The 25,209-nt window shown below is 76.6% G+C and carries 20 protein-coding genes and 1 tRNA gene; 5 read left to right on the top strand and 16 right to left on the bottom strand.

The window, feature by feature from the left end; all coding sequences use genetic code 11:
- Nucleotides 1-3: 3 nt before the first annotated feature.
- The 3 genes from ACFY07_RS15015 to ACFY07_RS15005 form a co-directional block, all read right to left on the bottom strand.
- Complete coding sequence (locus ACFY07_RS15015) at nucleotides 4-1,107, bottom strand: hypothetical protein (protein WP_390869039.1); 1,104 nt, start codon at nucleotides 1,105-1,107, stop codon at nucleotides 4-6.
- A 196-nt stretch (nucleotides 1,108-1,303) separates the two neighbouring features.
- A complete protein-coding gene (locus tag ACFY07_RS15010) occupies nucleotides 1,304-3,778 on the bottom strand; it encodes an SUKH-4 family immunity protein (protein WP_390869038.1) in 2,475 nt (824 codons plus the stop codon).
- 7 nt (nucleotides 3,779-3,785) lie between these two features.
- Nucleotides 3,786-4,814 carry an SMI1/KNR4 family protein gene (locus ACFY07_RS15005; RefSeq protein WP_390869037.1) on the bottom strand — a complete coding sequence of 343 codons (1,029 nt, stop codon included), beginning with the start codon at nucleotides 4,812-4,814 and terminating at the stop codon, nucleotides 3,786-3,788.
- A 229-nt stretch (nucleotides 4,815-5,043) separates the two neighbouring features.
- On the opposite strand from ACFY07_RS15005, the gene ACFY07_RS15000 reads away from it, so the two are divergent.
- Complete coding sequence (locus tag ACFY07_RS15000) at nucleotides 5,044-5,634, top strand: DUF1349 domain-containing protein (protein ID WP_390869036.1); 591 nt, start codon at nucleotides 5,044-5,046, stop codon at nucleotides 5,632-5,634.
- A gap of 26 nt (nucleotides 5,635-5,660) precedes the next feature.
- On the opposite strand, the gene ACFY07_RS14995 is transcribed toward ACFY07_RS15000, so the two are convergent.
- From ACFY07_RS14995 to ACFY07_RS14980, 4 genes are read right to left on the bottom strand one after another with little or no spacing between them, the layout of a single operon-like run.
- Nucleotides 5,661-6,905 (bottom strand): DegT/DnrJ/EryC1/StrS family aminotransferase, encoded by a 1,245-nt coding sequence (locus tag ACFY07_RS14995; RefSeq protein ID WP_390869035.1) that lies wholly within the window; start codon nucleotides 6,903-6,905, stop codon nucleotides 5,661-5,663.
- Between the two features lie 34 nt (nucleotides 6,906-6,939).
- On the bottom strand, nucleotides 6,940-8,085 hold the full coding sequence (locus ACFY07_RS14990) for a DegT/DnrJ/EryC1/StrS family aminotransferase (protein WP_390869034.1): 1,146 nt from the start codon (nucleotides 8,083-8,085) through the stop codon (nucleotides 6,940-6,942).
- Nucleotides 8,082-9,251 (bottom strand): NAD-dependent epimerase/dehydratase family protein, encoded by a 1,170-nt coding sequence (locus ACFY07_RS14985; protein ID WP_390869032.1) that lies wholly within the window; start codon nucleotides 9,249-9,251, stop codon nucleotides 8,082-8,084. Before ACFY07_RS14985 ends, ACFY07_RS14990 begins: the two co-directional genes overlap by 4 nt.
- A complete protein-coding gene (locus tag ACFY07_RS14980; RefSeq protein WP_390869031.1) occupies nucleotides 9,248-10,480 on the bottom strand; it encodes a Gfo/Idh/MocA family protein in 1,233 nt (410 codons plus the stop codon). The genes ACFY07_RS14985 and ACFY07_RS14980 overlap by 4 nt, the downstream gene beginning before the upstream one ends.
- 435 nt (nucleotides 10,481-10,915) lie before the next feature.
- Between ACFY07_RS14980 and ACFY07_RS14975 the strand changes: the two genes are divergently transcribed.
- From ACFY07_RS14975 to ACFY07_RS14965, 3 genes are all read left to right on the top strand, one after another.
- The gene (locus tag ACFY07_RS14975) at nucleotides 10,916-11,488 is read left to right on the top strand and encodes a YwqJ-related putative deaminase (RefSeq protein WP_390869030.1); all 573 of its coding nucleotides are present in this window, start codon (nucleotides 10,916-10,918) and stop codon (nucleotides 11,486-11,488) included.
- 45 nt (nucleotides 11,489-11,533) lie between these two features.
- Complete coding sequence (locus ACFY07_RS14970) at nucleotides 11,534-12,022, top strand: SUKH-3 domain-containing protein (RefSeq protein ID WP_390869114.1); 489 nt, start codon at nucleotides 11,534-11,536, stop codon at nucleotides 12,020-12,022.
- 244 nt (nucleotides 12,023-12,266) lie between these two features.
- Nucleotides 12,267-12,815 (top strand): hypothetical protein, encoded by a 549-nt coding sequence (locus ACFY07_RS14965; protein ID WP_390869029.1) that lies wholly within the window; start codon nucleotides 12,267-12,269, stop codon nucleotides 12,813-12,815.
- A 139-nt stretch (nucleotides 12,816-12,954) separates the two neighbouring features.
- On the opposite strand, the gene ACFY07_RS14960 is transcribed toward ACFY07_RS14965, so the two are convergent.
- Nucleotides 12,955-14,466 carry a sensor histidine kinase gene (locus ACFY07_RS14960; protein WP_390869028.1) on the bottom strand — a complete coding sequence of 504 codons (1,512 nt, stop codon included), beginning with the start codon at nucleotides 14,464-14,466 and terminating at the stop codon, nucleotides 12,955-12,957.
- A 505-nt stretch (nucleotides 14,467-14,971) separates the two neighbouring features.
- Here ACFY07_RS14960 and ppc point away from each other — a divergent pair.
- On the top strand, nucleotides 14,972-17,707 hold the full coding sequence (gene ppc / locus ACFY07_RS14955; protein WP_390869113.1) for a phosphoenolpyruvate carboxylase: 2,736 nt from the start codon (nucleotides 14,972-14,974) through the stop codon (nucleotides 17,705-17,707).
- A 161-nt stretch (nucleotides 17,708-17,868) separates the two neighbouring features.
- Here the strand turns inward: ppc and ACFY07_RS14950 are convergent, their stop codons facing one another.
- The 8 genes from ACFY07_RS14950 to ACFY07_RS14915 form a co-directional block, all read right to left on the bottom strand.
- Nucleotides 17,869-18,153, bottom strand: coding sequence for an LPXTG cell wall anchor domain-containing protein (locus ACFY07_RS14950; RefSeq protein WP_230653027.1), 285 nt, complete (start codon nucleotides 18,151-18,153; stop codon nucleotides 17,869-17,871).
- Between the two features lie 564 nt (nucleotides 18,154-18,717).
- On the bottom strand, nucleotides 18,718-19,137 hold the full coding sequence (locus ACFY07_RS14945) for a hypothetical protein (RefSeq protein WP_390869027.1): 420 nt from the start codon (nucleotides 19,135-19,137) through the stop codon (nucleotides 18,718-18,720).
- Between the two features lie 516 nt (nucleotides 19,138-19,653).
- Entirely contained in the window at nucleotides 19,654-20,241 is a 588-nt protein-coding gene (gene pth, locus ACFY07_RS14940) for an aminoacyl-tRNA hydrolase (RefSeq protein WP_390869026.1), read from the bottom strand.
- Nucleotides 20,242-20,467: 226 nt separating this feature from the next.
- Nucleotides 20,468-21,079, bottom strand: a complete 612-nt coding sequence (locus ACFY07_RS14935) for a 50S ribosomal protein L25/general stress protein Ctc (RefSeq protein ID WP_390869025.1) — start codon at nucleotides 21,077-21,079, stop codon at nucleotides 20,468-20,470.
- A 270-nt stretch (nucleotides 21,080-21,349) separates the two neighbouring features.
- Nucleotides 21,350-22,327: a ribose-phosphate diphosphokinase gene (locus tag ACFY07_RS14930; RefSeq protein ID WP_230653035.1), complete on the bottom strand. Its 978-nt coding sequence runs from the start codon at nucleotides 22,325-22,327 to the stop codon at nucleotides 21,350-21,352.
- A 126-nt stretch (nucleotides 22,328-22,453) separates the two neighbouring features.
- Nucleotides 22,454-23,959 (bottom strand): bifunctional UDP-N-acetylglucosamine diphosphorylase/glucosamine-1-phosphate N-acetyltransferase GlmU, encoded by a 1,506-nt coding sequence (gene glmU, locus ACFY07_RS14925; RefSeq protein ID WP_390869024.1) that lies wholly within the window; start codon nucleotides 23,957-23,959, stop codon nucleotides 22,454-22,456.
- 138 nt (nucleotides 23,960-24,097) lie between these two features.
- A tRNA-Gln gene (locus ACFY07_RS14920) sits at nucleotides 24,098-24,168 on the bottom strand.
- Between the two features lie 7 nt (nucleotides 24,169-24,175).
- A complete protein-coding gene (locus ACFY07_RS14915) occupies nucleotides 24,176-25,174 on the bottom strand; it encodes a hypothetical protein (protein WP_390869023.1) in 999 nt (332 codons plus the stop codon).
- Nucleotides 25,175-25,209 lie beyond the last annotated feature (35 nt).

Genomic DNA, 25,209 nt, shown 5'->3' with positions numbered 1-25,209 from the left:
CGGTCAGCCCGCCCGGCGCTCCTCCCCGGTGGAGCCGGTGCGCTGGGCCGGGGGCGGCGGGGCGGCCGGCAGCGGGATCTCGGCGGTGTCCGAGTCGGGGTCGTGCGCGGGGTCGTGCGGCACGCCGTCGACGGCGCCCACGCTCCGCACCGGCCGGACGGCGGCGGCGGCGACCGGCAGGGCCTCCGCGGCCGGCGCCGGGACGGAGAACGCAGCCGTGCCCGCGCCCGCCGCGGTGGGCATGTTGGTCAGCGCCGACAGGGTCTGCCGGATGTGGTCCAGGTGCACCTGCACCAGTTCCTGGCGCTCCTCGTACGTCCGCTGCTCGCGCTCGGAGGCGGCGGTGATCCGCTCGGCCTCCTGGCGGGCCCGGTCCAGGATGCGCTCGGCGCGGACCCGGGCCTCCTCGTCGATCTCGGAGACGCGGGCCAGGACGGACTGGCGGTGGCGGGCGGACTCCTGGTCGCGGCGCTCGGCGACGGCGTTGATCCGCTCCTCCAGCTCCTCCTCGCGGGCGAGCGAGGCGGCGGCCTCCTCGTCGGCGGCCTTCTGCCGGGCGGCGAGCTCGGACCGGGACCGCTCGGCCTCCTGCTCGGCGCGCCCGCGCACCGCGGCGGCGTCCCGCTCGGCGGCCGCGAGCAGCTCCGCGCTCTCCTGCGCGGCCTCCTCGCGGAGCTTCGCGGCGGCGGCGCGGGCCTGCTCCAGGAGCTGCTCGGCGTCGGCGTCCGCCCCGGCGCGGGCGGCGCCCGCCGCCTCGGCGGCGTGGCCGGACTGCCGCTGGGCCTCCTGGACGGCGAGGCGGTGCAGCTGGGCGGCGGCGCGCTCGGCCTCCTGCACCACGGTCTCCGCCTCGGCCCCGGCACCGGAGAGCAGGCCGGCGGCCCGCGCGCTCAGCTGCGAGAAGTCGGGCGGCGGGGCCTCCTCGGCGGCCTGCACCGCGGCGGCCAGCTCCGCCTCCATCTCGCGGATGCGGGCCCCCAGGACGCTGAGGCGCTCCCAGGCCTCGTCCCGCTGGGTGACCAGCGCCGTGACCGCACGCGCCACCTGTTCCGGCGCGTAGCCGCGCCGGGCCGTGGTGAAGTCGTACGCAGAGACGGCGTCGCTCATCGGTGCTGCTCCCCTCGTCGCCAGCGACCAGGAAGCAACCTGATCACTTTTGATCCGTTTTGACCCCCAAGTTACCTGCTCCGAAGGCACTCGTACCCGAACCACCGCCCGCGACCCGCGCGGGAACACGTGGGAAACACGACAGCGAGGGGCGCCCCGGATGTCCGGAACGCCCCTCCCGCCGTACCGCGCCGCCCTACAGCAGGCCGTCCCAGAACTGCTCCAGGACCACCGCCCACCACGTGTCCGGCGACTGCAGCGCCGCGGGGTCGACCGCGGCGAGCTGCGCCTGGAAGTCCGTGGTCCAGCGCCCGGCCTGCTCGGGCGTCAGGCCGTACCGCAGCCGCCACATCCGGCCGAGGAGCGCCATGCAGCGCACGAACTCCGGGACGCCGGAGTTCACGAACCGCGGCCGGTTCTGCTCGGGCCCGCCCTCCAGGTCCACCGCGACCACGGCGGCCGTGCCGTACTGCACGCACAGCTGGCGGCCGTAGTCGTTGCCCAGCACGAGGTACCCGCCCGCGTCCGGCGCCGCCGCACGCCCGCGCTCGGCCGCCAGCTCCGCCAGCGTCGGGATCGGCCGGCCCGGCTGCGCCTGCGCCCAGAAGAACGGGCCGAACTCCACCGGCAGGCCCGCCCAGGTCAGCGTCTGCGCCACCGCCTCCGGCACGCCCTGCCGGGCCACCGCGCGCTGCTCGTAGCGGAACACCGCCGGGCCGAAGGCCTGCGCCAGCTCCCCCGCCAGCTGCTGCGGGGCGAGCGGCGGCAGCTTCGGCACCGCGCCCGGGTCGGGCAGCGGCACCCGCACCGGCCGGGGCCGGGCCGGGCCCGACGCCAGGGCGTGCAGCTCGTCCAGGTGCTCCAGCAGGTGGCGCATGCCGGACTGCCGCGCGGCGTGGTCGCGGCCGTAGGCGGCGGTGTGGCTGATCCTGACGTTCGGCCAGGCCTCCTTGACCATGCGGGCGCAGTAGCCGGCCGGCAGGTCGCAGCACTCCAGCTCGGTGTGGAGCTCCAGGACCTGGTCCGGCGGCACGTTCAGCCGCCGCAGCTCCTGGAGGATCTTCCACTCCGGGTGCGGGGTGCCCGGCTCGCTGCGGTGCATCACCTTCTGCTCGGAGCCGTCGGGCCCGCGGTAGCTGAGCACCGCCAGGTAGCCGGGGCCGACCGTGGGCACGCCGAGGGCACTCGGCATGCCGGGCATGCCGGGGACGGGCGGCACGCCCGGTCCGCCGGCCGGGCCGGGCGGCGCGGGCGGCGGCGGCTGCTGCGGGAAGGGGCCGCCGAGCGGGCCGGGCGGCGGGGGCGGCGGGGCGGCGGGGTAGCCGTAGGCCGCACCGGCGCCCGGCGGGGGCGGCAGCGGAGCACCCGGCATCCCCGGCGGCGGGGGCAGCGGAGCACCCGGCATCCCCGGCGGCGGGGGCGGGGGCGGGGGCGGCGGCACGGCGGACCGTCCGGCGTCCCGGCCGGGGCCGCGGCCCAGGTCGACGGCCGGGGAGAGCTGGGTGGCCGCGTGGTCGAGGTCGGCCGCGGCGGGGGACGGGGACGCCGGGGCGCCGCCCGCTCCCGGCCCTCCGCCGCCCAGCAGACCGGGCGGCGGAGGGGGCGGCGGGGCACTGCCCGCGGCACGGCCGGCGCCGCCCGAGGGGGCGCCGGGGCCGCCGCCCAGCAGGCCGGGGGGCGGCGGCGGGGGTGTGCCGCCCGCGCCGCGGCCCGCGCCGGACGGGCCTCCGGGCGGGCCGGGCACGACGGGCATGCCGGGGCCGCCCGGCGACGCAAGCATCGTCGGGGCGTGGTCGAGCTCGGGGGGCGGCGGCACCGGGCCGCCGGGACGTGCGCCCGGACCGGACGGCGCCGCGGCGCGCAGGCCCGGCGGCGGGGGCGGCGGAGGCCCGAGGGGGGCGGGCGGCGGGGCCACGGGCGGCGGCGGGTACACGCCCCGCGGCAGGCCGTCGGCGGGGTACGCCGGCGGCGGCGGGGAGGCCGGGCAACCCGGCGGCGGCGCGGGGTGGCCGTGGCCGCCGGGAGGCACGGCGGGCCCGCCGGTGCCGAAGGGGTCGGACGGCGGCGGGGTCGGGCCGCCGCCGGTGCCGCCGGGCCGCGGCGGGGGCGTGTGCCCGGGCGGCGCGAGCATGGTCGGCACGTCCCCCGGCGGCCCGTCGGGCACCGGCGGCGCGGTCAGGACGGCGGGCGGCGGGTCGGCGGGCGCGGGAGCCGGCCGCGCGGGCCCGGCGGGGCCGCCAGGGCCGCCGGAGCCGCCGGAGGTGCCGGAGGTGCCGAGCGCCGCCGCCTCGGCGGCGATCGCGGCCGCGCCGGCCTCCTGCAGCCACTGCGGCGGGCTGAGCAGGAAGGAGGTGGCCTCCACCGAGTCGCGGGCGGGCGGCGCCGGGGTGCCCGCGGGCGCGGCCCCCGCGGGCCGCCCGTAGACCTCCTCGTAGCGGCGGACCACCTCGTGGACGGGCAGCGGCGGCCACAGCGTGGCCGCCCCGCTGTCGCGGGCGATGACCAGCCGCACCTCGCCGCCGTCCGAGGTCGGCCCGTCGGCCCGGTCCGCGGCCCAGCAGACGAAGCCCAGGTCGAACTCCCGCACCCGCACCTCGCGGCGCTGGAAGTGCGGCACCCCGCCGTTGACCCAGTCCTCGGCGGTCTCCTGGGCCTGCGCGTACGTCACCACGGCCGGATCACCCCTGCCCCTTCACCGGGACAGCGCGGGCGAACCCGCCGTCCACCATCAGCTCGGCCACCGTCTCCAGCTCCGGCGGGCTGCCGGCCAGCCGCAGCAGGAACGCGTCGAAGTCGTCCCCGCAGGGCAGCAGCAGCCGCTCGCACCGCAGGTCCGGCGGCTCCTCGGCGCCGGTGTCGCGGGCGTCGTCGTACGGGCAGAACCAGACCGAACCGGTGCGCGGGCCGCGGACCTTCAGCGCCAGCAGGCCGCCCTGGACGTAGGCGACGGCCAGGTAGTCCTTGGTGAGGTGGTCGCGGACGCACTTGTTGACGTAGACCAGGTCGTCCAGCGCGTACGTGTCGCGGACGGTGAGGAACGGCTGGTCGAGCAGCAGGCCCAGCCCGGGGTCGAGGGCCACCCCGACGGGCGCGCGGCCGCCGGCGAGCTTGAGGAAGCCGCGGTAGGCGCCGGGCAGCCGGTAGCCGAGCCGCTCCTCCACCCGCTGGACCTGGTCCTCCGTCACCGCGAGGGGGCCGCCGCCGTCCTTCGCGAGGGAGAAGTGCGCGGGGCGGTGCTCCTGGAGGGGGCGGGTGCCGCGGCGGGAGTGGTCGGCGGTGGACAGGGCGAGGCCGCCGTGGTGCCGCAGCAGCGCCTTCACCTCCACCGGGACCAGCTCCAGGCGGCGGCTGCCGGGGGCCGCCGGGCCGACGGCGTGGTGCCAGGTCCAGCCGTGGGGGGTGGCGACGGCGCAGTCGACGTCGGCCCAGAGCTCGTGGCCCTGGGTGTAGAGGGCGGCGTTGGCCGACACGTGGTCGGTGAGCCGCAGCTCGTCGACGCCGAAGCCCTCCGGCGGGTCCGCGACCTCGGCGGCCGCGGCGGCGAACGCCCCGAGGTCGGGGTACCCGCGCTCGTCCACCGGCACCCCCGCGGGGTACCGCTCCGCGCGCAGCGGGTCGGGGAAGCGCACCGCCTGCCCCGCGTAGGCGGCGCCGGGCGCCTGCGCTCTCCCGGGTCCGGCGGGCGCGCCGGGCCGACCTGTCGTCATCGAGTTCGTCCCCCACTGGCTCGGCTCGTACGTCTGCGCCCCCAGCGTAGGGGGTGGCCGGGCGGCGGTGCCCCCCCCGGTGGCGGGCCCCTCTGGCGCACCGCGCCGCCGCCGGGAAGGATGGGGGGCGGCCGCCCGGTCCCGGACACCGCGCGGCCGTCGAGGAGGTGACGCCGCCGTGGCGGGACCTGCGGAGCCGGACGCCGGGGGGCACACCATCCAGGGCCTGATGATCGCACTCACGGAGGAGGGGCCGCCGGGCGGCTCCTGGAGCATCGACGGCGGGACGCTCACCATGACGGCCGCGCCGCGCAGCGACCTGTTCGCGGACCCGGCGGGCCGGGAGGGCGAGCAGCTGCCGGACGCCGCACGGCTGGTGGGCGTGCCGCCGGAGGGCGACTTCACGTTCGCGGCGCGGGTGGAGGTGGGCTTCCGCTCCAGCTACGACGCCGGGGTGCTGCTCCTGCACGCCGGCGAGCGGCTGTGGGCGAAGGTCTGCCTCGAGTACTCCCCGCAGGCGCGGCCGACCGCGGTGACGATGGTGACCCGCGGCACCTCCGACGACGCCAACGCGCACGAGACGGCGGGCGGGCGGCTGTGGCTGCGGATCACCCGCACCGGCGGCGCCTTCGCCTTCCACTCCTCCGCGGACGGCCGCTGGTGGCGGCTGCTGCGCTACTTCACGCTGGGGCCGGAGGCGGCGGGCCGGGTGCGGATCGGGTTCATGGCGCAGTCGCCGCTCGGCGAGGGCTGCACCGCCGTCTTCGACCGGATCTCCTTCCTGCGCGAGGCCCCGAAGGACCTGCGCGACGGGAGCTGACCCGCCGCCCCCTCCGCGACGGCGCGTCAGGCCCGGTCGAGGGCCCCGGCCAGCGTCTCGGCGACGCGGACCTGCTGGGCCTCGGTGATCTGGGGGAAGAGCGGCAGGGTGAGCAGTTCGCGGGCGGCCCGCTCGGCGACGGGGAAGGACCCCTCCCCGTGGCCGAGCCACCGGAACGCGGGCTGGAGGTGGACCGGCACCGGGTAGTGCACGCCCGCGCCGATGCCCGCCGCGTGCAGCGCCTCCAGCACCGCGTCGCGGGAGCGGCCGGGCAGGACGCGGACCGCGTACAGGTGCCAGACGTGCACGTTGCCGGGCGCGGTGCGCGGCAGGGAGACACCGTCGAGGCCGGCGAGCAGGGCGTCGTACCGGGCGGCGGCGGCGCGGCGGGCGGCGTTCCAGGCGGGCAGGCGGCGGAGCTTGGCGCGCAGCACCACGGCCTGGAGGGTGTCCAGGCGGGAGGTGAAGCCGAAGCGGTCGTGGACGTACTTGCGGGACGAGCCGTGGTCGCCGGTCAGGCGCACCGCCTCGGCGAGGGAGTCGTGGGAGGTGGTGACGGCGCCCGCGTCGCCGTAGGCGCCGAGGTTCTTGCCGGGGTAGAAGCTGGTCGCCGCGATCCGGCCCCAGGAGCCGGCGGGCCGGCCGTCCTGGGCGGCGCCCTGCGCCTGGGCGGCGTCCTCGGCCACCGGCAGGCCGTAGGCGGCGGCCAGGTCGAGCAGCGGCCGCATCGGGGCGAGCTGGCCGTTGAGGTGGACGGGCAGCAGGGCGGCGATCCGGCCGGGCCTGGGGTCGGTGCCCGCGGCGGCCGCGGCGGCCACCGCACCGCCGTCGGCCTCCAGCACCTCGGCGACCCGGGCGGGGTCGGTGAGCAGGTGCTCGGGGTCGGCGTCGACGAGGACGGGCCGCAGTCCGGCGCGCACCACGGCCTCGGCGGTGGCGACGAAGGTGTTGGCGGGCAGCACCACGCCGCCCCCGGGGGGCAGCTCCAGCGCGCGCAGGGCCAGTTCGACGGCGTCGGTGCCGTTGGCGGTGCCCACGCAGTGGCGGGTGCCGCACAGGGCGGCGTACTCCTCCTCGAAGGCGGCGACGTCGGGGCCCTTGACGTAGGCGCCCGCGGCGAGGACCCGGTCGAAGCCCTCCCGGACCTCGTCGGCGACCTCGGCGTGGGCCGCCTGCAGGTCCACCAGCGGCACCGGCGGGGCGGCGGCCGGCGGGGCGGCCGGGCCCCCGGCGGGCGGGGTCGGGGCGTCGGCGGCCGTGCTCGCGGTCATGGTGCGGTCCCCCTGGGTCCGGGTGTGGGCGTGCTCAGCCGGCCGCGGCCAGCAGGGCGGCGGCGACCTGGTCCTGCTGCTCCTCCGTCAGGAAGTGGTGCAGCGGCAGGACGAGGGAGTTGCGGGTGAGGTGCTCGGTGGCGGGCAGCGGCACCCGGGCGGTGCCCGCGTACGGGGTCTCCAGGTGGGCGGCCATGATGCCGCGCCGGGCGGAGATCCCGGCGGCGGCGAGCCGGCCCAGCAGGTCGTCGCGGCCGACCGGGAAGGCGTCGGGCAGCAGCAGCCAGCAGGACTGGAAGTTCGTGGTGCCGTGGGGCGGGTCGGCGACCAGCCGCCCGCCGCCGTCCTCGCCGAGCAGCGGCGCCAGCAGCGCGCGGTAGCGCCCGGCGAGGGCGCGGCGGCGCTCCACCAGGGCCGGCAGCCTGCCCAGCTGGACCAGGCCGACCGCGGCCTGGATGTCGGTCATCCGGTGGTTGAAGCCGATCTCGTCGTACGTCTCCAGCAGGGCGGCGCCGCCGGGCGCCGCGTGCCGGTCCGCGGCGGAGACGCTCATGCCGTGCTCGCGCAGCCGCCGCAGCCGGGCGGCGACGGCCCCGTCGCGGCAGGTCACCATGCCGCCCTCACCGGTGGTGAGGAGCTTGCGGGGGTGGAAGGAGAAGGCGGCCAGCTCGGCGCCGCGGCCCGCCGGGGCGCCCCGGTACACGCTGCCCGCGGCGCAGGCCGCGTCCTCGACCACGGTGGTCCCGCGCGGGTCGAGCAGGGCGCGCAGGGCGTCGAGGTCGACGGGGACGCCGCCCTGGTCGACGGCGACCACGGCCCGGGTGCGGGCGGTGAGCAGCGGCTCCACGGTCGCGGGGGTGAGGTTGCCGGTGGCGGGGTCGACGTCGGCGAAGACGGGCACGGCGCCGACGTAGGTGACGGCGTTGGCGGTGGCGACGAAGGAGAAGGAGGGGACGACGACCTCGTCCCCCGGGCCCACCCCGGCGCCGATCAGGGCGAGGTGCAGGGCCGTGGTGCAGGAGGAGACGGCGACGGCGTGCTCCACGCCGAGGTGGTCGGCGAAGGCCCGCTCGAAGGCCGCGGTGCGCGGCCCCTGGGCGATCCAGCCGGAGCGGACGGCCTCGGCGGCGGCCTCGGCCTCCTCCTCGCCGAGCCAGGGGACCATGACGGGGATGGTCACGCGACGCCCCCGGGGGCGGCGGCGCCCTCGGACGCGCCCTCGGACGCCTCCTCGGCGGCGGTCCCCCGCCACCAGGCGACCAGGCGGCGCAGGCCCTCCTCCAGGCCCAGCTCCGGCTTCCAGCCCAGGTCGCGCTCGGCGGCGGAGATGTCGGCGAGGCGGCGGACCACGCCGCCCGCGGTGTCGCGGGCCGGTCCGTGCTCCACGCCGAGGCCGGGGCTGTCCATCGCGGCGAGCAGCGCCTCGGCCAGGCCCCGCAGCGAGACCTCGCTCGCGGAGGCGATGTTGTAGACGCGGTCGGTGGCGGGCGCCCGCGCGGCGAGCAGGTTGGCGCGGGCGATGTCCTCGGTGTAGACGAAGTCCATGGTCTGCGCGCCGTCGCCGAAGATCAGCGGCGGGCGCCCGGCGGCGATCCGCTCCATCCAGCGGATGAAGACCTCGGTGTAGCGGCCGTGGACGTCCATCCGGGGCCCGTAGACGTTGAAGTAGCGCAGGGCCACGTAGTCCAGGCCGTACATGGCGTGGAAGCTGCGCAGCAGGCCCTCGTTGAAGGCCTTGGCGGCGCCGTAGAGGGTGTCGTTGTTGTAGGGGTGCTGGGTCTCGGGCGTGGGGAAGGTGTCGGCCAGGCCGTACACCGACGCCGAGGAGGAGGCGACGACCTTGCGCACGCCGGTCTCGGCGGCGGCCTCCAGCACGTCGAAGGTGCCGTCGACCAGGACCTCCAGGGCGAGCCGGGGCTCGGTGGCGCACTGGGTGATGCGGAGGGCGGCGAGGTGGAAGACGATGTCGGTGGCGGGCCGCAGCAGCTCCCGCAGCAGGGCGCGGTCGCGGATGTCGCCGTCGACGACGCGGAGCCGGGCGGGGTCGGCGGCGGCGAGGCCGCGGGCGCGGGCGAGGTTGGCGGCGCGGCCGCGGACGAAGTTGTCGAGGACGACGACCTCGCCGACGCCGGCCTCCAGCAGCTGGTCGACGACGGCGGAGCCGATGGTGCCCGCCCCGCCGGTGACCAGGCACCGGGCGCCGTGCAGGTCGACGGCGGCACCGGTGCGGGCGGTCCCGGCGGCCCTGGCGGCGGCCGGGGCGGTGCCGCACACGGGCCCGGGCGGGACGGCTCCGGGCGGGACGGCTCCGGGCGGGGTGGGGCCGGGCGGGGTGGTGGCGGTCATCGGGCGGCGGCCCCTTCGGTGAGCGTGTCGGTGAGGGCGTCGGCGGCGAGGGGGCCCGCGGCGAGGCCGGACGCGGCCGGGCCCGCCCCCGCGGCGCCGACCGGGACGGTGGCCCCGCCCAGCTCCAGGCTGCGGGAGGCGGCGTGCAGCAGCCGCAGCACCCGCACCCCGGCACGGCCGTCGGTGAGGGGGGCGCGCCCCTCGGTGACCGCGGCGGCGAACTCCGCCATCACGTTGCGCAGGGCCTCCTGCTCCACCAGCGCGGGGGCGACCATCTCACCCACCCGGTAGGAGATCAGCGCCTGGTGGCGGATGGCGTCGGTGAGCTCGTCGGGCGGTGTGAGGTCCACGCCGCGGTCGTACACCGACAGGCGGGCCTGCGGGTTGAGGTCGTCCCAGACCAGGGTGCGCCGCGAGCCGCCGATCATGGTGGTGCGGACCTTGGTCGGCGACAGCCAGTTGACGTGGCAGTGGGCGAGCGCCCCGCTGCTGAGGTGGACCGTCAGGTACGCCACGCAGGCGCGGCCCGCGCCGATCGGGTCGGCGCCCTGCGCGGAGACCCCGACCGGCTCGACGCCCGGCGGCAGCACGAAGTCGAGGATGGACAGGTCGTGCGGCGCGAGGTCCCACAGCACGTCGACGTCGGGCTGGACCAGCCCGAGGTTGATCCGCACCGAGTCGAAGAACTGCACCTCGCCCAGGTCGCCGCGGTGCACCATCTCGCGGATGCGGCGCACCACCGGCGTGTAGCAGAAGGTGTGGTCGCACATCAGCACCCGGCCGTGCCGCTCGGCGACCGCGACCAGCTCCTCCGCCTCGTCGGCGTCGGTGGTGATCGGCTTCTCCACCAGCACGTGCCTGCCCGCCTCCAGCGCCGCCCGCACCAGCCGGTAGTGGCTGGCGGCGGGGGTGGCGACGGCGACGGCCTGCACCCGGTCGTCGGCGAGGACCTCCTCGAAGGACGTGGTGGTGCGCACCGTGCTGTACCCGCCGAGCACCCGCCGCGCGCGGGACTCGTCCAGGTCGCAGAGCCACCGCAGCCGCAGCCCGGGCGTCTGCTGGGCGTTGCGGACCAGGTTGGGCCCCCAGTAGCCGGCGCCGACGACGGCGATGCCGACCGGCCCGCCCTCCGGAGCCGCGGGCGGCCCGGGGGCGGGCACGTGCTCGCCGGGTGCCTCGTGGGCCTCCTCGGGCCCGGTTGCGCCGCTCGTCCGCTGCGAATGCGTCATGGCATCGACCCCCCTGCGTGCCGCGCGGCGCCTCGGCCGGCGCGGCTGACACCCTCGGACGCACGGCCGGACACCGGGGCGGCCCCGGCCGCTCTCCCCTGCGGTGCCGGAGCCGCGCACACCGCCTCCGGCTGCGCTGCAGGAACGCTACCGCCGCCCTCCGGCGCGAGGGGGCCGAATGCGCAAACCCCGCCTGCGGGTTGTGGACGACCTGTGATGATCCGGGTGGGGCGCACGGACCCGCGAACGCGCGCCCGCGCGCACGCCCCGACGGCCGGGAGACGCAGGCCACGACCGGCAAAGCGGGACACAGGATGGCGAAACACCCCGCGGAACACGCCCCGGATTAGTGATCACCTGAAGTATTTGGCAGTCTGACCCTCTGCACTTCGCCGACGAACGTGTCGGCCGGACGGAGGGACGGGAGGAGCGGCCATGGCCATCGGCGACCGAATAGCGGCCACCGCCACGCCCCCGGCGGCCCCCGCCCCGTCAGCTCCGCAGCCGTCAGGCCCCGGCCCCGGCCCCAGCCCCGACGCCGCACCCGCCGCTCCGCGGCCACCCGCCGGCGCCCCGGTCCTGCGCCAGCACCGCGACAGCCTGCTGCCCGCCGTGGCCGCGGCCCTGTCCGCGCGCGACGGCACCCGCACCCACCCCGGCCACCGGGACGACGCCCCGCCCGCACTGCACCCGCTGGTCGCCGCGTTCCTCGCCGGCCTGCCGCCGGAGAGCCGCGAACGGTTCACCGGCCGCTGCGCCGAGGCGATCCTGCTGTCCCAGTACCTGGCGACCGCCGAGGCCAACCGCTCGCGGCGCGCCTCCCGCAAGCCGCTGGGCCTCTCCGACGCCCGCAAAGCCCTCAAAGGGGCCCGCATGACGACGGTGCGGATCCGCGAGGAGGGCGACCCGGCCCACGGCACCCACCAGCCGCCGTGCCGCTCCTGCGCGCCGATGCTGGAGCACTTCGGCGTCCGCAGCGTCGCGGTGGCGCCGGCCGCCGCCGGCTGAGCCGCGGCCGCACCCGCCCCGGCCCCCGACCCGAGGAGCCCCCTCCTGAACGCCCGATTCCCCGCCGACGTCGCCTCCGCGCTCAAGCACGCCGGGTGGCACCCCGGCCGCTGGCAGATCCGCCAGGCCGAGGCCTGGGCGGACGCCCTCACGGCGTACGACTCCCCCGACGGCCACCGCCACAGCGTCTTCCCCGCCGCCGTGGAGGCCTGGGCGGAGTTCGGCGGCATCGGCGTCGACCTGGCCGGCGCCGGCGAGCAGATCGCCCGCACCCCCTTCCTGATCGACCCGCTGCGCGGCCTCCACCAGCCGCGTACCCTCGCCGACCTCGGCCGGGCCCTGGACACCCCCCTCGCCCCCCTCGGCGAGGAGAACGGCGGCCTCGGCCTCCTCGCCGTCGACGCAGCCGGGCGCGTCTACAGCCTCGACCACACCGGCGAGTGGTACCTGGGGGACACCGTCGACCGGGCGGTGACGACCCTGGTCACCGGCGCCCTCCCCGAACGGCTGCGGACCGCCGTCCAGCTGCTCTGAGCCGCGCCCGCCCTCCCCCGCCCGCACGGCCCGCAGCCCCAGCCCCGTCCCCGTCCCCGTCCCCGTCCCCGGGGCCCCTCCCCGGCCTGCCCTCCCCGGCTCGCACGGCCCGCGGCCCCGTCCCCGGCCCCCGCGTCCGGCGGGCGCCCGGCGGGCAGGGCCGCTGAACCGCCCCGCGCGCCCCGGCGTACAGACCGGCGGACAGCACCGGCCCCGCAGCACACCGCCCCGGGAGGGAACCCCCATGACCGATCCGACCGCCTCGCGCCGCACGCCCGCCCTCCACCCGCGGGCCGCAGCCGGTGCAGTCGCCGCCGTCGCCGTCCTGCTCAGCTCCGCCGTCGCCTGCAGCGCCAGCAACCACGTGGGCAGCCCCAGCCAGGCCGACCCGGGCGCCGCCCAGGCCGAGCCCGCCCAGCAGTTCCCCGCCGGGATGCAGACCATGGCCGGCGCCCCCGGCGCCCCCGGCGCGCCCGCCGGGCAGCAGCAGGCCGCCACCCAGCCCCAGCCGGGCAGGCCCCCGATGGCGCTGAACGCGTTCGCCGCGGCCACCGGCTGCTCCCTCACCCCGCCCGACGCCGGGCAGCAGCTCAAGCAGACCACCTGCACCGACAAGCAGGGCGCCCGCTTCGCGGTCACCTCCTTCGCCAACCGGTCCGACCAGCAGCAGTGGCTGCAGGCCACCCTCGGCGGCGGCAGCTTCCTGGTCGGCGACCGCTGGGCGGTCGGCGCCGACGGCACCACCCTGCAGACGCTGCAGCAGACCGTCGGCGGCACCATCACCAGCGCCTGACGGCGCGCACGCGGGCGGCGGGGGACGGGACGGACCCCTCACCCGTCCCGCCGCCGCCCGCGCGGATCCCGCAGGCCGCGGCGGTCCGGTACGCGCGGGCCGCTCCCCCGCCGCCGGCCCGCGGACGGATCCCTCGGCCCTAGGGCGGCGGCCCGGCGGACTCCCGCCGCAGGGGCACCGCGCTCACCGCGAGCCGCGACGGCAGCACCGCCTCGACCCGGAAGCCGCCCCCGTCCACCGGCCCCGCCGCGAAGCTGCCGCCCAGCGCCGCGACCCGCTCCCGCATCCCCACCAGCCCGTTGCCGCCGCTCGGCAGCGGACGCCCGCCGTCCGCCGCGTCCTGCTCGCAGGGCGCGGTGTTCACCACCACGACCCGCACCCCGTTCGGCACGTACGCCACCGTGACGAGCGCCTCCGCCCCGCGGGCGTGCTTGTGCGCGTTGGTCAGCGCCTCCTGCACCACCCGGTACGCCGTGCGCTCGGCCTCCGCCGTGAACGCCCGCCGGGCCCCGCCGACCTCCAGCCGGGCCGGCAGCCCCGCCGCCCGGGACTGCTCCACCAGCCGCGGCACGTCCGCCAGCCCCGGACCGCCGTCCGCACCGGACCCGCACCCACCGGAACCGTCCGCACCCGCACCGCCCGCGCCGGAGGCGTCCGCACCGCCCCGGCCCCCGGCGTCCGGGCCGTCCGGGCCGTCCCCCGCAGCCGCCCCGGCCCGGACCGCCGCGGGCGGCGCCCCGGCCCCGGCCCCGGCCGCCTCGCCCTCGGCCATCCGCAGCACTCCCAGGATCTGCCGCAGCTCGTCCAGCGCCTGACGGCCCACCTCCCCCATCAGCCGGGCACTCTCCGCCGCCCGCTGCGGATCCCGCGGCACCACCCGCTCCAGCGCCCCCGCGTGCACCACCATCAGGCTCACCCGGTGCGCCACCACGTCGTGCATCTCCCGCGCGATCCGGGTCCGCTCCTCCATCCGCGCCCGCCGCGCCCGCTCGCGCGCCTGCTCCGCCAGCAGCCCGAGCTCCGCCTCCAGGCCCTCCGCCCGGTCCCGCAGCGACTCCACCAGCCGCCGCCGCGCCCCCACGTACAGCCCCAGCACCATCGGCGGCACCGTCAGCCCCACCGACACCAGCACCGCCAGCACCACCAGCAGCCACCGCGGCGGCACCCCCCGCGCCTGCGGGTCGGAGAGGAACGCCACCAGCACCATGCCCAGCGTCTCCGCGAACGCCAGCGCCGACAGCGCCGCCACCGTCCACCGGCGCGCCCGCCAGTCCCGGCACGCCGCCAGCGTGTACAGCGACACCACCAGCAGCACCACCCCCACCATGCCGGGGACGAACACCAGCGCCGCGGCCACCGGCACCACCGGCCACCGCCGCCGCACCACCAACGACGCCCCCGCCAGCGCCCCCAGCACGAACGCCACCGCCGGCACCGGGGCGTGCCAGTGCAGCCGGTCCCCGGCGAAGCCCGCCGCCCCCCACCCGCACTCCAGCGCCGCCACCACGGCCAGCAGCACGTCCAGCACCAGCCCGCGCGGCCGCGCCCACCACCACGGGCCGCCCGCGGCCCGCCGCCCGCCCGGCGGTGCACCGGCCGCCCCCGCCGCCACCCCGCCGCCCGGTATCCCGTCCCCCGTCGCCATGCTCATGGGCACCAGACTAGGCGCCGCCCCCGGCCCGCCCCTCCCCCCTTCCGCAAGCGGACCCGGGCCCGCCGCCCCCGCCCGGCCCCACCCGCCCGGGCACCCCGCCGGGGCACCCCGCCGGGGCACCCCGCCGGGGCACCAGCCGCGATGCCCCGCCCCGGCACGCCGTGTCCGCCATACGGCCGCCTCGACCTGCGCCGGTACTCGGACACCTATGCTGGGACACGTCGGACAGCGCGGTCCGCACCGGCTGCGGCGGAGCACCGCTCCCGCCCAGCCCGCACCCCCCGGGCACCGCCGAGGACAACCCGCGCCGGGCGGGCGCCGCCCCCACCGGGCCGGCCCCGCCGCCCTCCGCGCGGGACGGCGGCCGAGCCCCCCACCGTCCCGTAGCCGTATCCGTGAGCAAAGGGAGCCAGCCGTGACCGCACCGGTCCCCACACCGGCCGACCGCCCCGCGGCAGAGCACGACACCGCCGCCCCGGACGCCCTCGCCGCCAACGCCGCGCTGCGCGCCGACATCCGCCGCCTGGGCGACCTCCTCGGCGAGACCCTCGTCCGCCAGGAGGGCCAGGAGCTGCTCGACCTCGTCGAGGAGGTCCGCCACCTCACCCGCAGCGACGGCGCCGCTGCCGCCCGCCTGCTGGAGCAGACCGACCTCGACACGGCCGCCAAGCTGGTCCGTGCCTTCTCCACCTACTTCCAGCTCGCCAACGTCACCGAGCAGGTCCACCGCGGCCGCGAACTGTCCGTGCAGCGCGCCCGCGAGGGCTCCACCATCGCCCGCACCGCCGACCGGCTCGCCGACGCCGACCCCCGGCACCTCGCCGACACCCTCACCCACCTCGCCGTGCGGCCCGTCTTCACCGCCCACCCCACCGAGGCCGCCCGCCGCAGCGTCCTCAACAAGCTGCGCCGCATCGCCGAACTCCTCGACCGGACCCACCGCGAGCACACCGTCTCCGGACTCGCCGAGGCCGACCCCGACCGCCACAGCTCCGCCCGCCGCCAGGCCGACCGGCGCCTCGCCGAGGTCATCGACCTGCTGTGGCAGACCGACGAACTGCGCATCGCCCGTCCCGAGCCCACCGACGAGGCCCGCAACGCCGTCTACTACCTCGACGAGCTGTACCGCGGGGCCGTCCCCGAGGTCCTGGAGGAGCTCCACGAGGAGCTCGCCCGCGTCGGCCTCGCCCTCCCCGAGGGCGTCCGCCCCCTCACCTTCGGCACCTGGATCGGCGGCGACCGCGACGGCAACCCCAACGTCACCCCCGCCGTCACCCGCGACGTCCTCATCCTCCAGCACGAGTACGGCATCAAGGACGCCCTGGAGACCGTCGACGACCTGCGCGCCACCCTCTCCACCTCCGTCCGCCTCGCCGGCGCCTCCCAGGAGCTCCTCGACTCCCTCGCCGCCGACCTCGAGGCCCTCCCCGAGCTGAGCCCCCGCTACAAGCGCATGAACGCCGAGGAGCCCTACCGGCTCAAGGCCACCTGCGTCCGCGAGAAGCTCGTCAACACCCGCGACCGCCTCGCCGCCGGCACCGCCCACCAGCCCGGCCGCGACTACCGCGGCACCCGCGAGCTCGTCGCCGACCTCAGGCTCATCCAGGACTCCCTGCGCGCCCACCGCGGCGGCCTCATCGCCGACGGCCGCCTCGCCCGCGCCATCCGCACCGTCGAGGCCTTCGGCCTCCAGCTCGCCACCATGGACGTCCGCGAGCACGCCGACGCCCACCACCACGCCCTCGGCCAGCTCTTCGACCGCCTCGGCGAGGAGGCCTGGCGCTACGAGGACATGCCCCGCGAGTACCGGCAGAAGCTCCTCGCCCGCGAACTGCGCTCCCGCCGCCCCCTCGCCCCCACCCCCGCCCCCCTCGACGCCGCCGGGGCCAAGACCCTCGGCGTCTTCCAGACCGTCCGCGAGGGCTTCGAGCGCTTCGGCGACGAGATCGTCGAGAGCTACATCATCTCCATGTGCCAGGGCGCCGACGACGTCTTCGCCGCCGCCGTCCTCGCCCGCGAGGCCGGCCTCATCGACCTCCACGCCGGCGTCGCCCGCATCGGCATCGTGCCGCTGCTGGAGACCACCGACGAACTCCAGCAGGCCGACCGCATCCTCGACGACATGCTCGCCGACCCCTCCTACCGCCTCCTCGTCTCCCTGCGCGGCGACGTCCAGGAGGTCATGCTCGGCTACTCCGACTCCTCCAAGTTCGGCGGCATCACCACCTCCCAGTGGGAGATCCACCGCGCCCAGCGCCGCCTGCGCGACGTCGCCCGCCGCTACGGCATCCGCCTGCGCCTCTTCCACGGCCGCGGCGGCACCGTCGGCCGCGGCGGCGGCCCCTCCCACGAGGCGATCCTCGCCCAGCCCTGGGGCACCCTCGACGGCGAGATGAAGGTCACCGAACAGGGCGAGGTGATCTCCGACAAGTACCTCATCCCCTCCCTCGCCCGGGAGAACCTGGAGCTCACCGTCTCCGCCACCCTCCAGGCCTCCGCCCTCCACACATCCCCCCGCCAGTCCGCCGAGGCCCTGGCCCGCTGGGACGCCTGCATGGACACCGTCTCCGAGGCCTCCCACACCGCCTACCGCAGGCTCGTCGAGGACCCCGACCTCCCCAAGTACTTCTTCGCCTCCACCCCCGTCGACCAGCTCGCCTCCCTGCACCTCGGCTCCCGCCCCTCCCGCCGCCCCGACTCCGGCGCCGGACTCGACGGCCTGCGCGCCATCCCCTGGGTCTTCGGCTGGACCCAGTCCCGGCAGATCGTCCCCGGCTGGTACGGCGTCGGCTCCGGCCTCGCCGCCGCCCGCGACGCCGGCCTCGGCGACGTCCTCGACGAGATGCACGGCGAGTGGCACTTCTTCCGCAACTTCCTCTCCAACGTCGCCATGACCCTCGCCAAGACCGACCTGCGGATCGCCCGCCACTACGTCGAGCAGCTCGTCCCCGACGAGCTCAAGCACGTCTTCGCGACCATCGAGGCCGAACACCACCTCACCCTCAAGGAGGTGCTGCGCCTCACCGGCGAGAACGAGCTGCTGGAGCACAACCCCGTCCTCAAGCAGACCTTCACCGTCCGCGACGCCTACCTCGACCCCATCTCCTACCTGCAGGTCGCCCTGCTTCGCCGCCAGCGCGAGGACGCCGCCCGCGGCGCCGAGGAGGACCCGCTGGTCTCCCGCGCCCTGCTGCTCACCGTCAACGGCATCGCCGCCGGCCTGCGCAACACCGGCTGACCGGACCGGCCGGTCCGGGGCCCGGGCCCCGGACCGGCCGCAGGGCCGCGCCACGACGGAGGGCCCGCCCGCACCCGCTCGAAGCGGTGCGGACGGGCCCTCCGTCGTGTCCGAAGCGCCGGGGACACCCCCGCGGCCGGAGCCCGCGGCTCAGTGCACGGTCAGTGCACGGCCGGCTCCTCACGGCGGCGCAGCGCCCACAGCGCGCCGCCGCCCGCCGCCACCAGCAGCCCCGCGTACACCACCAGCAGGCCCGTGTCCTCACTGCCGGTGTCCGCGAGCAGCGGCGCCACCGGCGCTGACGCGGGCGCCACCCGCGGACCCGGCGAGGCGGCGGCCCCGGCCGACTCGGCGTGCGCCGCGCCGGCGCCGCCCATCACCGCGGTGGTCGTCAGTGCCGCGGCGCCGAGGAACCGGGCCGCGCGGGTGCGTCGCGAGAAGGACACACGTACCCCTTAGGTCTGGTCGCACGGGGCCCGGACGGGATGGTCAGGCGGCGTCCGGCAGCAAGGAGGCCGGAGGAGGGGAGGCACTGAGCACGCCGGGCCCAGGAACACCACCCATCGTCATCCGCCACGGGGGTGAAATCAATTCGCCGCATACACGTCAAAACTGTCCGGATCGGACACCCCGCCACCCACGAACCCCGCCGAAACGGGACACAACCCACCCCCCGGTCGGCGGGTAACACTTCGGCCACGCATCCTCACAAGCCCTGCACCTCCAAGCACCGGCACCAGGAGGTGAACTGAGCAACCGTCAGGAAGGGCGGCCCCGGAGGACCGCGGAGACCCGAGCACCCGGCCGCACCCGGGCCCCCACCGGGACACCCCCGCCGACCCCCGCCGACCCGCGACGGCCCGCACGGACCAGCGCCGACCTGCGACGGTCCGCACGGACCAGCGCCGACCCACGCCGACCTGCGCCGACCTGCGACGGTCCGCACCGACCTGCCACGACCCGCACCCCGGCACCCCCGCACCCCGCCACCGCAGCGCCGGCCGCCCGGATCAGGACGACGACACCGCGAACGCCCCGCCCAGCACCGCCGCCCCCAGCACCGCACCCGCCCACGCCGTGCGCCGCCACCGCAGCACCGCCCCCACCAGCGCCGCGCCCAGCAGCAGCGCACCGCCGAACGGGATCCACGCGTGCAGCACCCCCGAACGGCCCCCCGCCACCGGACGGCCCCCCGCCGGCACCTCCGACCGCGCCACCGACACCAGCCGCGACGACCCGTCCGCACCGTCCGGCACGAACGACCCCCGGCACACCCCCGGATCGCACGACCGCACCGTCAGCACCCCCCGCTCCCGGCCCCCCAGCACCGCGTCCCGGCACCCCTGCCAGCTCGACCAGGCCGCCGCCCCCAGCAGCACCAGCACCACCGCCCACACCGCCAGCAGCCGCAGCAGCAGCGCCATCCCCACCGCCCGCTCACCGGCCCGGCGTATCCGGCTGCGCCGCCCCTTGAACCGCGGCGCCGCCTCCGGCCGCCGCGCCCCGGACCCCGCCGCCGTCCGCTCCGCGGACCCGGCTGCCCCGGCCCTCCGCTCCGCCGTCCTCGCCACCGCCACCACGCACTCCCGGGACTCGACACACGGGGTCCGGCCTTCCACCGCCCCCGCCTCCGGCCCGTCGGCGCCGCACGCTACCCCCCGCGACCCGCCCCGCACCAGCGCCGACCGGCGGCAGGCCGACCGCAGCCCCGCACCCGGCCGCACGGAAGGCGGCCCGCCGGACCACGCCCGGGGACTCCGCGGGACCCCGCAGGGCACCGCCGCACCCGGGGCCGCGCACCCGTCTCCGCACCCGCCCGCAAACGGCAGCACGGGCACCCCGGCGCAGGCCTCCCGGCGGCCCAGCGGGACACGGGCCGACCGGACCCGCCGCCTCACTTCGGCAGGCGACTGGGCGGCAGACGGCAGGCCACCCGGTCCGCGCCGCTACGTGTTGTACGACTGCTGCGCCCGCTCCAGCCCCTCCGACACCAGCGCCTCCACCGCGTCCGCCGCCCGGTCCACGAACCAGTCCAGCTCCTTGCGCTCCGCCGCGGAGAAGTCCTTCAGCACGAAGTCCGCCACCTGCATCCGCCCCGGCGGCCGCCCCACCCCGAACCGCACCCGGTGGTAGTCCGGCCCCAGCGACTTCGTGATCGACTTCAGCCCGTTGTGGCCGTTGTCGCCCCCGCCCAGCTTCAGCCGCAGCACCCCGAAGTCGATGTCCAGCTCGTCGTGGACCACCACCAGCGCCGACGCCGGGGCCTTGTAGAAGTCCCGCAGCGCCGTCACCGGACCGCCCGACAGGTTCATGTACGACATCGGCTTCGCCAGCACCACCCGCTGCCCCGACAGCCGGCCGTCCGCCACCTGGTTGCGGCTCTTGTGCGCCTTGAACCGCGCACCCATCCGCTCCGCCAGCAGGTCCGCCACCATCCAGCCCACGTTGTGCCGGTTGCGCGCGTACTGCTCCCCCGGATTGCCCAGGCCCACCACCAGCCACGGACCCGTGTAACCGCCGTCACCGCTGCTCATCGCCCGCTCCACTCCCGAACTCGACACCACACACCACCACGGCACCACCACGGCACCACCACGACACCACCGCGGCCGCCCGGCCCGCGCCGCCGGCGGCCACCATCATCGCCGCACACCCCCACCCCGCACGGCCGCCCGCCCCGACCGCCGGGTCCGGACGCACCGCTGCCCCGACCCGCCGGAGCGGGCCGGGGCAGCGGCGACGAACGGATCCGCGACCGGATCAGGCCTCGGAGCCCTCGGCGGCCGGAGCGGCCTCGGCGGCCTCGGCGCCCTCCTCGGCCGGGGCCTGCTCGACCTGCGCGGCGACGACGTGCAGCACCACGGCGTCCTCCTCGACGGCCAGGGTGGTGCCCTTCGGCAGCTCGATGTCCTTGGCGTGGATCGAGGCGCCGGCCTCCAGGCCCTCCACCGACACGGTGACGTTCTCGGGCAGGTGGGTGGCCTCGGCCTCGACCGGCAGCGCGTTCAGGACGTGCTCCAGCAGGTTGCCGCCCGGGGCCAGCTCGCCCTCGGTCAGCACCGGGATCTCGACGGTGACCTTCTCGCCGCGCTTCACCAGCAGCAGGTCGACGTGCTCCAGGAAGCCCTTGATCGGGTCCCGCTGCACGGCCTTCGGCAGCACGAACTCGTCCTTGCCGCCGATCGGCAGGGAGATCAGCACGTTCGGGGTCTTCAGGGCCATCATCAGGTCGTGGCCGGGCAGGTTCAGGTGGACCGGCTCCTGGCCGTGGCCGTAGACCACACCCGGGACCAGACCGGCACGGCGGGCACGGCGGGCAGCGCCCTTGCCGAACTCGGTACGGGGCTCAGCGGCAAGACGGACCTCGGACACGACAGCACTCCTCGTGGCATACGCGGGGTGCGGACGGAACAACAGAAAGCCGCCGGGACCACACCCTCGGAAATTCGGGGCAGATCACTCGGCGGCAGCACGCACGGAACTCGCAGCAGCGCGTCGATCACGGAAGCCGAGCCCTCGCGAGCCGTACGGCCTCCCTCGCCGAGCAACCCCCCGATCCTACCCGCTCCCCCGCACAGGAACGAAATCGGCCCGCCGCCGGACGAATCCGGCGGCGGGCCGATCACACGGACGGCGGAACCGTCAGTGCACGCCCTCGAACAGACTCGTCACCGAACCGTCCTCGAACACCTCACGGATCGCCGCCGCGATCGACGGCGCGATCGACAGCGTCGTCACCTTGTCCATCCCCAGCGACGCAGGCGTCGGCAGCGTGTTCGTGAAGACGAACTCGCTCACCCGCGAGTTCTTCAGCCGGTCCGCCGCCGGACCCGACAGCACACCGTGCGTCGCCGCCACGATCACGTCCGCCGCACCGTTCTCGAACAGCGCGTCCGCGGCCGCACAGATCGTGCCCGCCGTGTCGATCATGTCGTCGACCAGCACGCACACCCGGCCGCGCACATCACCGACCACCTCGGCCGACATCACCTTGTTCGCCACGTTCGGGTCACGCCGCTTGTGGATGATCGCCAGCGGCGCAGCCAGCCGGTCCGACCACTGGTCCGCCACCCGCACCCGGCCCGCGTCCGGCGACACCACCGTCAGCCGGTCCGCCGCCACCCGCGTCGCCACGTAGTCCGCCAGCATCGGCAGCGCGAACAGGTGGTCCACCGGCCCGTCGAAGAAACCCTGGATCTGCGCCGTGTGCAGGTCCACCGCCATCAGCCGGTCCGCACCCGCCGTCCGCAGCAGGTCCGCGACCAGCCGCGCCGAGATCGGCTCACGGCCCAGGTGCTTCTTGTCCTGACGCGCGTACCCGTAGAACGGCAGGATCGCCGTGATGCTCCGCGCGGAGGCCCGCTTCAGAGCATCGATCATGATCAACTGCTCCATGACCCACTGGTTGATCGGCGCCGTGTGGCTCTGCATGACGAAGCAGTCCGCACCACGCGCCGACTCCAGGAACCGCACATAGATCTCGCCGTTGGCGAAGTCGAACGCCTTGGTCGGAACCAGCTCGGTCCCCAGCTGCTCGGCGACCTCCTTCGCCAGCTCCGGGTGGGCCCGGCCGGAGAAGAGTCGAAGATTCTTCTCACCGGACGTGGTGATGCCGGTCACTGCACCGTCTCCTCGGTTGCTGCCGCACACAGGTCCGCGCTCCGGAACCGGGCGACTGGCCGTTCAAAAAGGGAAACGCCACCACAGGCCGGGCATCGGACCCGCAGCGCACGCATGTCCACCAGGTTACGCGCCCCCGACCGAACCGTCCGCCCCGGGAGCAGCCGCAACCTCCCCCGACGCAACCCCGCCCGCCCCCCGCGACGCAGCAGCAGCAAGCGCCGCAGCCGACCCCTCCCGACGACGCTCCACCCAGCCCTCGATGTTCCGCTGCTGCCCCCGCGCCACCGCCAGCGCACCCGCCGGCACATCCTTCGTGATCACCGAACCCGCCGCCGTGTACGCCCCGTCCCCCACCGTCACCGGCGCGATGAACATCGTGTCCGAACCGGTCCGGCAGTGCGCACCCACCACCGTCCGGTGCTTGTTGACGCCGTCGTAGTTCACCGTCACCGACGCCGCCCCGATGTTCGACCCCTCACCGATCTCCGCGTCCCCGATGTACGACAGGTGCGGAACCTTCGCCCCCTCACCCAACGACGAGTTCTTCACCTCCACGTACGTCCCCACCTTCGCCCCCCGAGCCAGCCGCGCCCCCGGACGCAGGTACGCGTACGGCCCCACCGACGCCCCCGGACCCACCTCCGCACGGTCCGCAGTGGCGTTGCTCACACGCGCCCCCGCACCCACCACCGTGTCCGTCAGCGAACAGTTCGGACCCACCTCCGAACCCGCCCCCAGATGCGTCTCCCCGTACAGCTGCACATTCGGCAGCACCACCGCGTCCGGCTCGAACGACACCGACACGTCCATCCACACCGACGCCGGATCCACCACCGTCACACCCGCCCGCATCGCCCGCTCCAGCAGCCGACCGTTCAGGATCCGGCGCGCCTCCGCCAGCTGCACCCGGTCGTTGATCCCCAGGATGTCCCGGAAGTCCCCCGCCACCACCGCACCCACCCGGTGACCCGCCTCCCGCAGGATCCCCAGCACGTCGGTCAGGTACTCCTCCCCCTGACTGTTGTCCGTCCGCAGCTGCCCCAGCGCCTCCACCAGCAGCTTCCCGTCGAACGCGAACACCCCCGAGTTCACCTCCGACACCGCCAGCTGCTCCTCCGACGCGTCCTTGTGCTCCACGATCGCCGACACCGCGCCGTCCGCGTCCCGCAGGATCCGCCCGTAGCCCGACGCGTCCGGCACCACCGCCGTGAGCACCGTCACCCCGTTCCCCCGCGACGCGTGCTCCTCCGCCAGCGCCCGCAGCGTCTCCCCCGTCAGCAGCGGGGCGTCCCCCGTCGTCACCACCACCGTGCCGTCCACCGCCACGCCGTCCGCGGCCAGCGACTCCAGCGCCACCCGCACCGCGTGCCCGGTGCCGTTCTGCTCCTCCTGCACCGCCGTCCGGACCCCCGGGTCCACCTCGGCCAGGTGCGCCACGACCTTCTCCCGCATGTGGCCCACCACGACCACCAGGTGCTCCGGCTCCAGCTCACGGCCCGCGGCCACCGCGTGCCCGACCAGGGTGCGCCCGGCCATGGGGTGCAGCACCTTCGGCAGCGACGGCGACTTCATGCGGGTGCCCTCACCCGCGGCGAGAACGATGACGGCGGCGGGGGAGTTGGCACTCACGCGGGAGGCTCCTCGGCATTGCTGGGGGCGGGGACGGGCCGGGACGCACATCCGCACAGGCGTACCCGGACGCCTTGAGAATAACGGGGGTGCGGGGAACGGCCACCCGCAAGCGATCGGAAACGATCAGAAAAGGAGCTCCGCCGCTAGGATTCGAACCCAGACTAAGGCCACCAAAAGACCCTGTGCTGCCCTTACACCACGGCGGAAAGCTCGTCACTCGGCAGGACCGAGGTCCTGACCTTCGACAGCAGACACTATGCCGCACCACCAGCCCTCGATGCGACGGTAAAGGTCAGCCGCGTCCAGCACCTTCACGAAGAGGCATCCGCGGTAGGCACTGCCGGTGTTCCTGCGGTTCGTCGCAGGGTTGTGCCTCTTGACTGTCGTCCGCTGCAGCGCCGCGGGGTCGAATCCTGCCAGTTCCGCCCAGTAGCGCTCCGCCGCTTCGATGTCCGCCGTCTCATGGATGTGGACCCGCAGCCGCCACCGGGACTCCTCCACGCCGAGGAGCCTCAGCCAGGCGAGGTAGACGTGGACGACGCCAGGATCGCTGTTGATGAAGCCGACGGCCTCGCGGCGGTCGTACGCCTTGTCCTTGGCACCCTCGGCCCAGTACAGGGCCACACCGATCATAAAGAGCTCCCGCTCGGAGAGCTGTCCGATCTCGGCGTGGGCCGCAGCCTTCACCGCCCGCCGCTCCGCATCGCGCTCACGCCGCAGCGGTTCCCATCGCACTTCGTTCATGTGGCGCGCCTTCTCCTCCGGCGTCATGCGCGGGGCCGGTCTCGGCAGGTCGCGGACCCAGAGGGAGACGGAGCTCTTGGAGACGTCCAGCTCGGCGCTGATCTCGTCGTAGGTCCTCCCTTCGAGGCGCAGTTCGCGGGCGCGGGCGCGGAGGTGGTCCTTGGCGCGGGGGCGGCGGGTCCACTCGGGCGGGGGCTCGCCCTGGAGGAGGCGGCCGAGCCGGTCCTCGCTGCGGATGCCGAGCTGTTCGCGGATGCTGCGGCGGCTGTGGCCGGCGCGGCGGAGGGCCCTGGCCCGTTCGCGGAGGTCGGTCTCGGCGCGGTCGGTCTCGGCGGGGCCCGCCTGGGGGGCGGGGACAGGAACGGGACCGGGTGGCGGAGGTGTGGATCCGGTGAGGACGGGGTCGGCGGGTGCGGCCTGGGCGGGGATGGTCGGGGTGGCGCCGTGGGGCGCGTTGTCGCTGGTCACGGATCCAGCGTCGGGCGTCGGGCGGGCGCCTGTCC

It is taken from the genome of Streptomyces sp. NPDC001380 (assembly GCF_042895785.1).
Lineage (GTDB): Bacteria > Actinomycetota > Actinomycetes > Streptomycetales > Streptomycetaceae > Peterkaempfera.
The sequence above is the reverse complement of the archived record's forward strand: the minus strand, read 5'-3'. Positions and strand labels throughout refer to the sequence as shown.